This is a genomic window from Catenovulum sp. SX2 (genome assembly GCF_052056295.1).
Classification (GTDB): Bacteria; Pseudomonadota; Gammaproteobacteria; order Enterobacterales; family Alteromonadaceae; genus Catenovulum.
Genome location: NZ_CP182493.1, coordinates 808705 through 819722, shown reverse-complemented (window position 1 = coordinate 819722; position 11018 = coordinate 808705). Strand labels below are relative to the sequence as shown.

General features: G+C 39.5%; 9 protein-coding genes. All 9 read left to right on the top strand.

Annotated elements, in window-relative coordinates:
- The first annotated feature begins 18 nt into the window (after positions 1–18).
- The 9 genes from ACMZOO_RS03545 to speD all read left to right on the top strand — a co-directional run bounded on the left by ACMZOO_RS03545 (position 19) and on the right by speD (position 10858).
- A complete protein-coding gene (locus ACMZOO_RS03545) occupies positions 19–2184 on the top strand; it encodes a type I secretion system permease/ATPase (RefSeq protein ID WP_440905421.1) in 2166 nt (721 codons plus the stop codon).
- Positions 2185–2186: 2 nt separating this feature from the next.
- Positions 2187–3542: an HlyD family type I secretion periplasmic adaptor subunit gene (locus ACMZOO_RS03540; protein WP_440905420.1), complete on the top strand. Its 1356-nt coding sequence runs from the start codon at positions 2187–2189 to the stop codon at positions 3540–3542.
- A 24-nt stretch (positions 3543–3566) separates the two neighbouring features.
- Complete coding sequence (locus tag ACMZOO_RS03535) at positions 3567–4889, top strand: TolC family outer membrane protein (RefSeq protein ID WP_440905419.1); 1323 nt, start codon at positions 3567–3569, stop codon at positions 4887–4889.
- On the top strand, positions 4882–5901 hold the full coding sequence (locus ACMZOO_RS03530) for an OmpA family protein (RefSeq protein ID WP_440905418.1): 1020 nt from the start codon (positions 4882–4884) through the stop codon (positions 5899–5901). Before ACMZOO_RS03535 ends, ACMZOO_RS03530 begins: the two co-directional genes overlap by 8 nt.
- A complete protein-coding gene (locus ACMZOO_RS03525; RefSeq protein ID WP_440905417.1) occupies positions 5882–6553 on the top strand; it encodes a transglutaminase-like cysteine peptidase in 672 nt (223 codons plus the stop codon). Before ACMZOO_RS03530 ends, ACMZOO_RS03525 begins: the two co-directional genes overlap by 20 nt.
- Before the next feature lie 10 nt (positions 6554–6563).
- A complete protein-coding gene (locus ACMZOO_RS03520; protein WP_440905416.1) occupies positions 6564–8504 on the top strand; it encodes a bifunctional diguanylate cyclase/phosphodiesterase in 1941 nt (646 codons plus the stop codon).
- 21 nt (positions 8505–8525) lie between these two features.
- Positions 8526–9674 carry a MalY/PatB family protein gene (locus ACMZOO_RS03515; RefSeq protein ID WP_440905415.1) on the top strand — a complete coding sequence of 383 codons (1149 nt, stop codon included), beginning with the start codon at positions 8526–8528 and terminating at the stop codon, positions 9672–9674.
- 103 nt (positions 9675–9777) lie between these two features.
- Complete coding sequence (locus tag ACMZOO_RS03510; RefSeq protein WP_440905414.1) at positions 9778–10116, top strand: DUF3802 family protein; 339 nt, start codon at positions 9778–9780, stop codon at positions 10114–10116.
- The gene (gene speD / locus ACMZOO_RS03505) at positions 10106–10858 is read left to right on the top strand and encodes an adenosylmethionine decarboxylase (RefSeq protein WP_440905413.1); all 753 of its coding nucleotides are present in this window, start codon (positions 10106–10108) and stop codon (positions 10856–10858) included. The genes ACMZOO_RS03510 and speD overlap by 11 nt, the downstream gene beginning before the upstream one ends.
- Positions 10859–11018 lie beyond the last annotated feature (160 nt).

Here is an 11018-nt window from a genome sequence, read left to right as displayed (position 1 = left end):
ATTAAACAAGGCCCCTTTATGCAGGAGCACAGTCAACAACAAAAACAACAACATGAAGACCTGCAACTTGCCGCAGAACAAACAGACCCATTATTAGGCTGTTTAACCTTTGTCAGTAAATATTATGGTAAACCCTTTTCCGCACAAGTAATGGGTGCAGGATTACCGCTAGTTAACGGACTTCTAACACCGCAGTTATTACCACGAGCCGCTAGTCGCGCAGGCTTAGATGCCAAAATCGTTAAAAAACCATTAGTTGATGTCTCTAATTTATTATTGCCGTGCATTTTATTATTAGAAAATAACAAAGCCTGTGTATTAATTAGTTACAAAGACGATAAAGCAGAGATAGCTTGGCCAGAATTACCAGATGGGGTTGATCAAGTTTCGATTGAACAGATAAGCCAACAGTACACAGGCTATTGCGTACTGTTAAAAAAGCGCTATCGATTTGATGCACGTTCTCCTGAAGTGTTAAAAACCAAAGATGGCCATTGGTTTTGGAGCACGCTCAAAGAAAATATTCCTTTATATCGTGATGCATTATTCGCGGCGTTTTTTATCAACTTAATCGCAGTTGCAACACCATTATTTGTGATGAATGTGTATGACAGGGTCGTACCAAACTCAGCACTCGATACCTTATGGGTTATGACCATAGGTATGATAGTTGTTATGGTTTTTGATTTTGCGCTCAAACAATCACGTTCCTACTTACTTGATTTAGCCGCAAAAAAATCTGACGTACTGCTCTCTAGCCGAATATTTGAAAAAGTGCTGAGCATGAATATGGCGTCAAAACCTCAATCAGTTGGGGCATTTGCGCGCAATATTCAAGAGTTTGACTCTATTCGTGATTTTATTACCTCGGCAACTATTGCAACTGTAATCGATATTCCATTTTCACTGATTATTTTAACTGTTGTTGCCATTATTGCAGGGCCTATTGCCATTGCACCCTTGGTTGCCATTATTGTGATGCTGGCTTATTCAGCTTGGGTAAAACACAAAATGCGTATTCTGGTTGAACAAGGTGGCCGCTATACCACAATGAAAAACGCGCATTTAATTGAATCACTTAGTGGTTTAGAAAACTTGAAATTAAACTGTGCTGAAAGTCAGTTCCAACAAAAATGGGAAGAGGTAAACGGCAATATTTCAAGTTGGAATTTAGGTATTAAAAAACTCGCTACTACAGTTTCATCTTTTAGTGCATTTATGCAGCAATTGTCGTCAGTTATTGTTGTGGTAATTGGTGTTTACTTAATTATCGAAGGCGACATTAGTATGGGCGCACTGATAGCAGCTGTGATGTTAAGCAACCGCATTATGCAGCCATTTAGCCAAATATCACTATTGGCCACTCGCTATAATCAAGCTGAATCAGCGTTAAAAACCTTAGACGAAATAATGCAATTACCGGATGAGTCGGTTGAGCAATATTTGCATCGTCCTTATTTAGATGGCCAAGTTGAATTTAGCCAAGTTTCATTTGCCTACCCACAAAGTGAAACCAAGGTGTTAAAAAATCTTAACTTTAATATCAAAGCCAAAGAAAAAGTCGCAATCATCGGCCGAATTGGCGCGGGTAAATCCACCGTCGAAAAACTCCTACTAGGTTTTTACCAGCCGACTGAAGGTGCAATCCGTATCGACGGGATCGACATAAACCAAATCAGCCCAGCTGATTTACGCTCAAAAATCGGTTGTTTGCCACAAGACATCAATTTGTTTTATGGCTCAATTCGCGACAATATCACTTTGGGTGTGCCGCATGTTGAAGATGAAAGAATATTAAGAGCGGCTCGCCTTGCAGGTGTCACAGCGTTTACCGACACCGACCCTGATGGATTAGACAGGCAAGTCGGCGAGCGTGGTGCATTTTTATCTGGCGGTCAACGTCAAGCCGTCGCACTAGCGCGAGCACTATTATTTAATCCACCAGTATTAGTTTTGGATGAACCAACCTCTAATATGGATAATTTTTCCGAGATGAAGGTCAAACAGCAGTTATCTTTATTAGCAAAAGACAAAACCTTTATTCTCATCACCCATAAAATGTCGATGTTAGAATTGGTCGACCGCGTTATTGTTGTTGAGCGTGGGCAAATAGTCATAGATGGGCCAACACAGCATGTTATGCAACAACTGCGTAGTGGCAATGTAAAAGCACCGCAGGCGTAAAAATGAAACAGTCAATCAAAGAAAACGAAATCAACTATATTAACGATATCAACGCTGCGTTATTGTTAAGTTCACCCAAGCGCACACGCCAAGCGCTTTATTTAATTTGTGGTTTTTTAACCTCTCTTTTATTGTGGGCGGCGTTTGCCGAAATAGACGAAGTAACAGTTGGTGCAGGTAAAGTTATTCCGTCGCAACAAGTACAAATTATCCAAAACTTAGAAGGTGGCATACTCAAAGAAGTTTCTATCCGCGAAGGGGATGTCGTTAACCCTGGTGATAAACTGCTTAGCATAGATGAAACGAGATTTTTGTCAGAATACCGTGAGCAGCAAGCACATGCTTATGGCTTAAAAGCTGACATTACCCGCTTGCGCGCTGAACTAGAAAGCATAGAAACCGACAACAACCAATTTAATATTCAGCCTATTGCATTGGAGTTTGCAAATGCACAAGCTTACCCAGAGTTAATCAATCGGCAAAAAGCCTTGTATGCAGAGCGTATTCGTAATTTAGCCAACCAAGTTAAAATACTCGATCAGCAAGTAACACAAAAAGAACAACAGTTAACTGAGTTAGCATCAAAAATAGACCATGCACAGCGCAGTTATCAACTGGTTAGTAAAGAGCTAGATATGACACGCCCGCTAGCAAACAGTGGTGTGGTATCCGAAGTTGAATTAATCAAACTTGAACGAGCAGCTAATGATGTAAAAGGTGAATTGTCTAGCTTGCAGTTGTTACGGCCAAAAATTCGCGCTGAAGTTGAAGAAATGGAAAATAAGCGCACAGAAGTGGTGCTGAAATTTAGAAGTGAAGTTCAAAAAGAATTAGCCAAAGCAGAAAGTGAACTGACGCCATTAGACGAAGCTTTAGTTTCTAGCCAAGATAGATTAAAACGAACTAATGTATTTTCACCAGTTAAAGGCACAATTAAAACCATTAATATTAATACGGTTGGTGGGGTTATTCAGCCTGGCATGGACCTAATTGAAATTGTGCCATTGGCCGACAGTTTATTGGTTGAAGCAAAAATACTCCCTAAAGACATTGCATTTTTGCGCCCAGGTTTACCGGCTGTTATCAAGTTAACCGCTTACGATTTCACTATATATGGTGGACTAAAAGGTACAGTTGAGCATATCAGTGCCGATACTATACAAGATGAAAAAGAAAACAGCTTTTACCTAATTAGAGTGCGGACTGAGGACAGTTATTTAGACAAAAATAATAACCCTTTACCTATCATTCCGGGTATGACTGCAAGTGTAGATGTATTGACTGGTAAAAAAACCGTGTTAGATTATCTGCTTAAACCAATAGTTAGAGCGAAACAAAACGCAATGCGAGAAAGATAAAATTGTGGAGACCAATTAAAATAAATGAATAATTTTATCAAATGCGTTGTTTCTGTTGTTTTATCAGGCGCATGTTTGCATGTGCCTGCTTATGCTAAATCGCTTGAAGAAGCGGTCGCAACTGCTTTCAATACTAATCCTGAACTCAAAGCCGCATATCATAGGTATAAAAGTGCCCATCATGTGCACCAAAGTGCGCAAGGTGCTTGGTTACCAACAATAGATTTACGTGCAAACATAGGCCAAGGTAAACAAAATACCCCAGAATCTCGCGCAGGCATTGAAAAAGAACAAATAAAACCAATTGAATATAGTTTATCTTTGCAACAAATCTTGTTTGATGGTTTCTTTTCGTCCAAAGAAATTGAGCGCAATCAGCAAGAAATGCGTTCAGAATTTTTTGCGTTAAAAGAAACTGCAGAAAACAAAGCGTTAGATGCAGCCAATGCTTACGTAGCAGTATTGCGCGAACAAGAATTATATGAATTGTCGCAAAAAAATTTACAATCGCATCAAGATATATTTGAGCAAATTAAAGTTCGCTCAGACAGTGGCTTAGGCTCAAATTCAGAGCTTTCGCAAGCAACTGGGCGTTTAGCGCGTGCGCAAGCCAATGCACTCGCTGCAGAAAATAACTTGCAAGATGCAATCGCGCTTTATCAAACCGTTATTGGTGAATATCCAACTGATTTGGTAGAGCCAAAAGTGAACATGGTGAAAATACCCGGCACCTTGGCCGACGTATTAAGAGCGTCTCGCAGTAATCACCCAACCTTGTTTTTAGCCAGCGCTGATATATCAGCCACACAAGCTCAATTAGAATCTACCCGCTCGGGTTATTATCCTCGTGTAACCTTAGAGGTGTCGAAATCTCGAGTTGACGACCGTGGGGCTGACAATTCGCTACGAGATGAATTACGTGCAGATATTGTATTGTCGTACAACCTATTTAGAGGTGGGCGCGACAAACACAACGAACTTAATGCGGCTTACCAAGTAGAGCAAGCAAAAGATATTAAAGAAAAAGCCATGCGTGAAGTTATCGAAGGGGCTAAATTGTCTTGGCAAGCTAAAGAATCCTTAAGGAAACAGTTAGAATTTTTACAAATTCACGTCGAGCAAAGTTACATTACTCAACAAGCGTATAAAAAACAATTCGACTTAGGCCGCCGTACATTGCTTGATTTACTTGATACAGAAAACGAATTATTTGAAGCGAGAAAGTCTCACGTTAATGCCGAATCTAGTTACACAGTGGCTCAATATCGTGTGCTTAATTCAATGGGTAGGCTATTAGAAAGTTTAGAGATTAACCCTCAAGAATATTGGCAGGTTGATCATGACTAAGTATAAATTGATTGGCTTGTTTTTCTTGCAAACAAGTTTGTTAGCCTGTTCAACTTTTAATTTACCTGAAAATTCAGAGACACAAAGTTGGCAGAATATCTCACAAGTCGCTTATGAAAGATTACATGATGCAGATAAAGACGGGGTAATTGCGGCACGAGAGTTATGTGATGAAACCATAGCAAAACGTGAAGTAAATAATTATGGCTGCTCTGAACAAGTACAGACAGAACAAAATCGCCAAAGTCGTATTTATTTCCCATATCAAGAAGTTGAACTAAATGATGTTGCTAAATTAGCATTAGATGAGTTTTTACAAAATTTATCTCAAGAAAACACTTGGGCGATAAAGCTCAATTCAGAACAAGCGCAAAATCCGTATTTTGTTGAACGAACCGACAATATAGTTGCGTATATTAACAACCAATACCCAGAGTTGTACCACGAGCTGACATTAACTCATGCGGGCAAAGTGTACAAAAGGGTAACCGACTCAGGTGAAGTTGAAACGCCAAGTGAACAAGCGCATATTTTGTACTTCGACCATGACAGTGCAATTATTCCACTATCTGAACAAGAAAAAATCGCGCAATTTATTCGTCAATACAAAGCTAATAAAGGTGGGGTTATCCATATTGGTGGTCATGCCTCACAAAGTGGTGAAGACGATTACAACTTAAAATTGAGCCAGCGTCGGGCTGATGCAATTATGCATTTATTAACGCGTATTATGGAGTTATCAGCCAGCCAAGTTAAACTGAAAGCCTTAGGTGAAAAAGCACCATTAGTCTCACCTGTGTCACCACAAGCTGAGAATAAAAATCGCCGTGTTGAATTGGTTTATCAGTACACTGAACAGCAAGCTGCCAGTGAAGACGACACGCGTATCGAAATTTCAGCGCAAACAATTTTAACTCAGGCTAAACTTAAGTGGCATATTTACATCATGGAAGAAGACGCACTTGAGACTACGCCAGCACCAACACAAGATCATGAAGCATTGGGTTGGTAAGCGATTCAAAATTCATTATTTCATTTTGCTCACTGCACTAGGCGTTTTATGCGCCAGTGCGGTAGAACAACTCAATGTCGCCAAATTAGTCAGTAAAATGCAATCACAATATGGTGAGGATGCTGGTAAACGCACTCAAGCATGGCGCAATATTATCGAACAACAACAGCAAGCGACTGATCAGCAAAAACTGCAAAGTGTGAATCGTTTTTTCAATTTATTTGAATTTGTTGATGATATCAAACTATGGAAGCAAGAAGACTATTGGGCAACCCCACTAGAATTTATTGGCCATAGAGCGGGTGACTGTGAAGACTTCACCATAGCTAAATATTTCACACTTCTAGAGCTTGGGGTTGATATAAACAAGCTACGTTTAACCTATGTAAAAGCGGTTAAACTCAACCAATTCCACATGGTGTTAGCTTATTACGAAACACCCAAATCTATGCCGTTAATTTTAGATAATTTAGATGGTGAAATTAAGCCAGCAGTTAAACGCCGCGACTTAGTGCCAATATTTTCCTTTAACGGTCAACAACTGTGGTTAAACAAACAAAAAGGTAAAGGTCAGCTAGTTGGCAGTTCTGAACGGCTTGATCATTGGGATAACTTAAGTAAACGCTACCAATTAGCAGAATTTAAACAATAACAGGTGCACTATGACTTTGTTTCGACAAATATTATTGGTGATAATTGTATGTTTCTCGGTCAACTTGGTCGGGGTATTATGGCTAGAGTTTCAATCAACTCGTAGCTATTTAGCCAATCAATTAGAATCAGATTTAAATAACACGTCAACGTCTATGAGTATGGCTTTGCAGCCACACCTACAAGCTGAAGACAAAGTTATGATAGATAGCACAATCAACACCTATTTTGACGGTGGTTTTTACGAGCGTATAGAATTAGAAATTTATCAGGATGATAGCCGTATTGTAAAAACTAACCCAGTCGCGGTGAAAGGTGTGCCTAGCTGGTTTATCGGTTTAGACCTATTAAAAATCCCAGAGCAAGAAACCATAATTACTGACGGCTGGATGCAAGCAGCAACTTTAAAAATAGCCGGACATCCAGGTTTTGCCTATTTGCAACTTTGGAACGCTTTTATTGCTATGTGTTGGTGGATTGGTGGTTTATCTGTTGCGGTGATCTCCTTTACCGCTTTTGGTATTCGAGTACTGTTAGCGCCTTTGAATCGCATTCAGGTAAAAGCTCAGCAAATTCAAGAACGTAATTTCGGTCAGCCATTAAAACTGCCAAAAACCTTAGAGCTTCGCCAAGTAACTGAAGCGATAAACCGCATGACAGATAAATTGCGCGATCAGTTTAATGAAGAAGCGCGCTTGCATGACAAACTTAAACAACAAGCTTTCCAAGATGCGACCACAGGATTAGGTAATAGATCGTTTTTTAATCGACAGCTTAGAGCATGGTTAGACGACAACCCACACGGTGCGGTATTTTTGCTTGAATTAAATGGCTTAGAGAGCATTAAAAAACGTGATGGTTTTACCCAAAGAGACGAAGTAGTAAAAGCCGCAGCACAAAGAGTGCAAAATGTATTTAATCCAGATAATGGCCATGTAACTTGTCGTTTATCTGCTAGTGAATTTGCTGTGTTAGTGCAAGGCGTTGATGATCAAGCTTTAGCTGAAAAATTAGATCAGTTAAGCGAAACGTTAAATTCGCCGCATTTTACCCAGAGTTTTTACGAACAACCTATTTACCATATAGGTGCAGTTGTTGTTCAGCATACTATGGAAACACCTCAGTTAATGAGTTTGGTTGATAATGCATTACAACAAGCACGACAATCGGTTGACCATATGCATGTATGCAAACAAACTGTGGCAAACTCACAAGCGCCTATACTAAAAACTGAACTTAGAGACAAAATGGTTGAAGCAATTAATTCGGCAAGTTTAGGTTTTTCACGCCAGCCTGTGTTCGAATTTGAAAACAGCGGTAACGCTTACCACTTTGAAGCATTTGCACAATTAAAATTAGCGCAAATGGGTGCAGTAAATGCAGCTTCATTTATCTCCGTATTAGATGAATACGAACTAGGCCAAGCGTTTGATAAAAAGGTTATCGACTTAATTATTGGCCATATCCACGCCAACCCAACACATAAATACGCGATTAACTTAACCGCGAGTGCATTAAAAAGTGACGACTTTATTGAGTGGCTAATCAGCCAAATGAATCAAAACAAAGACATTACCGATAATGTATGTTTCGAATTCAGTGAAGAAAGTGTTATCTACAATAAAGAGCGTATCGAAGTATTGTGCGAACAATTTAAATTGTTGGGGGTGCAGTTTGGTGTTGACAGAGTAGGGCGTAACTTCTCATCGCTAAGTTATTTACAATCAATCCATCCAAATTATGTAAAAATTGACCACGCCTATACACAAATGGCGTTAAGCAATAAAGATGATGCGTATTTTGTCGGCTCTTTATGTACCACAATTCATAATTTAGACGTCGCAGTTATTGCAACTCGCGTAGAAAATGAAGCACAATTGGACGTTTTGAAAGATTATCATTTCGACGGATATCAGGGTTACATCTACAAACCTGAATCTTTCGATATTTAGCCAGAATAAAAGGTTTTACACATGGGCATAAATTTTAACGAAGTAATAGACAGAAAACCCACTCATTCATTTAAATGGGACAAATATGCAGGGCAAGACGTAATTCCTGTATGGGTAGCTGACGCCGAATTTAAGCCACCACAACAAGTGATAGACGCGATAAAAGAGCGCACAGATCACGGTATTTTAGGTTATACCTTACCTTATGACAGTTTAAATGAGTCTGTTTGCGAATGGATAGCGAAAGAGCACAACTGGCATATATTACCAGACTGGATTGTTTGGACTCCGGGTGTTGTACCTGCATTTAACGTAGCTTGTAAAGCCTATTGTCAGCCGGGTGATAAAGTTATGGTACAAGTACCTAACTATCCACCTTTGCTAAAAGCACCTTCGCTGAATCAATGTGAAAGAGTTGATATCCCAAGTATTTTGGTTGATGGCCGTTGGGAGTTGGATATGGACGCGCTAGCAAAACATGCGGCCGATCCTAAAACTAAACTCTTTATCATGTGTAATCCAATGAATCCATGCGGCTCGGTAATGACAGAAGCTGAACTGAAAAAAGTCGCGGAAATCTGTTTACACAATAACGTTATTTTATGCTCAGATGAAATTCACTGTGACTTAATTTTAGAGCCAGGTAAAAAGCATATTCCAGCACCTGCTATTGCGGAAATTTCAGACAAATCAATTAGTTTAATGGCACCAAGCAAAACCTTTAATATTGCAGGTTTAGGTGCATCATTTGCGGTTATTCCAGACAGCCGAATTCGTATGCAATTCCGTAATGCAGCACTTGGCATAGTACCGTGGGTACAGGTTTTAGGTCTAGTTGCTACTGAAGCTGCATTTCGAGAAGGTGGCGACTGGCACAAAGAATTATTGGTGTATTTAAAAGACAACCGTGATTATTTGTACCAAGAAATCAGCCAACTACAAGGCATGAAAATGGTTAAATCTGACGCTACTTTCTTAGCTTGGATAGATTGCAGTGGTTTGGGTGTAGAAGACGTACAGAAGTTTTTTGAAAGCGCAGGGGTTGGCCCGTCGCCAGGTCGCGACTTTGGTGAACCAGGGTATGCGCGAATTAACTTTGCATGTGCACGCAGTCAACTAGAAGATGTTGTAGCGCGTATTAAACAAGCACACGCTAATTTGCAGTTATAATTAAGCTAAATTGTCTAGAGAATTAGCCATAAACTTGAGTCTTATGGCTAATTCGCTACAATTTTATAAATATAAACAGAATAAGAACCCAACTGAGGAAAACATGGTTACCGAATCACAAGCATATATCGAGTTGATCTCGTATTTTACTGAAAACCTTGATTTATTTGAGGAAGGTAAAGGCGAGACAATTGACAAAACGGTTCGCGACCTAATCGAAGAGCATATTGCGCAAAAGATTATGGCGTTTTTCTCGCAGCACGAAGGTTTAGACCAAGACACGCGTTTAGATGTTGTACGCGAAGCTGACGCAATTGTGACTGACTTAGAAGAGTTTTTATCTCGTCGTTTAGATCAAAAATCAACCGTACAGCAAGAGCAATTCATCATTGAGTTTTCTGGATTAATTAAAAACCTATTCGATTCTGCTTTTGTCAACTAATCAAAAAATTCAGCTTCATGGATTTAACAATCTGACCAAAAGCCTGAGCTTTTCTATTTACGATATAAGCTGGGCTAAATCAGACCAACATAGAAGCGAATATCTTAGCTACATAGATAAACAATATAACGCCAACCGCTTAACCGCTATTTTGCATGAGGTCGTGGAAATTATTGATGCGAATGTACTGAACATTTCGCGCCAAGATTACGAACCACAAGGGGCGAGCGTGACTATGTTAATCAGCGAGCGTAGCCAAACCTTGGCGGCACATTTAGACAAAAGCCATATTTGTGTGCACACCTATCCTGAAAGCCATCCTCATAATGGTATCAGTACCTTTAGGGCAGACATTGAAGTATCAACTTGTGGGATAATATCGCCACTTAAAGCGCTTAATTTCTTAATCCACTCGTTTGACTCTGACGTAGTCACTGTCGACTATAGAGTTCGAGGTTTTACCCGAGACGTAAATGGCGTTAAACATTACATAGATCACCAAATTAATTCTATACAGGATTATTTAACTGCAGACGTGCAAGAGCTGTATGAAATGATGGATGTAAATGTTTATCAAGAGAATATTTTTCATACAAAAATGTTACTTAAAGCTTTTGACATTAAACGACATTTATTTGCTACTGGCGTAAACGAATTATCCAATAATGAAAGACTTGCGGTTGAGCAGAATTTAAAGCGCGAAATTTCAGAAATATTCTATGCAAGAAATGTGAGTCGTTAGGGCCTGTTGCTCTTTCGTGGACAAATTTTGTTCTAACTAAATGCTTTTTAATCGAGGCGCAGCATTGAAGGCCTAATGGATTAAGTCGAAATGCTGCAACAAAGAGTTAAAAGTATTTAGGACGAACCTGAAAGGCAGCGTTTGTTTGGCATTTCTACTA

What these genes read in the sequence shown, in the direction of transcription:
- ACMZOO_RS03535 (WP_440905419.1), top strand. Translation starts at nt 3,567, where the DNA reads ATGAATAATTTTATCAAATGCGTTGTTTCTGTTGTTTTATCAGGCGCA.
- ACMZOO_RS03525 (WP_440905417.1), top strand. Translation starts at nt 5,882, where the DNA reads ATGAAGCATTGGGTTGGTAAGCGATTCAAAATTCATTATTTCATTTTG.
- ACMZOO_RS03510 (WP_440905414.1), top strand. Translation starts at nt 9,778, where the DNA reads ATGGTTACCGAATCACAAGCATATATCGAGTTGATCTCGTATTTTACT.
- ACMZOO_RS03540 (WP_440905420.1), top strand. Translation starts at nt 2,187, where the DNA reads ATGAAACAGTCAATCAAAGAAAACGAAATCAACTATATTAACGATATC.
- ACMZOO_RS03545 (WP_440905421.1), top strand. Translation starts at nt 19, where the DNA reads ATGCAGGAGCACAGTCAACAACAAAAACAACAACATGAAGACCTGCAA.
- ACMZOO_RS03515 (WP_440905415.1), top strand. Translation starts at nt 8,526, where the DNA reads ATGGGCATAAATTTTAACGAAGTAATAGACAGAAAACCCACTCATTCA.
- ACMZOO_RS03530 (WP_440905418.1), top strand. Translation starts at nt 4,882, where the DNA reads ATGACTAAGTATAAATTGATTGGCTTGTTTTTCTTGCAAACAAGTTTG.
- ACMZOO_RS03520 (WP_440905416.1), top strand. Translation starts at nt 6,564, where the DNA reads ATGACTTTGTTTCGACAAATATTATTGGTGATAATTGTATGTTTCTCG.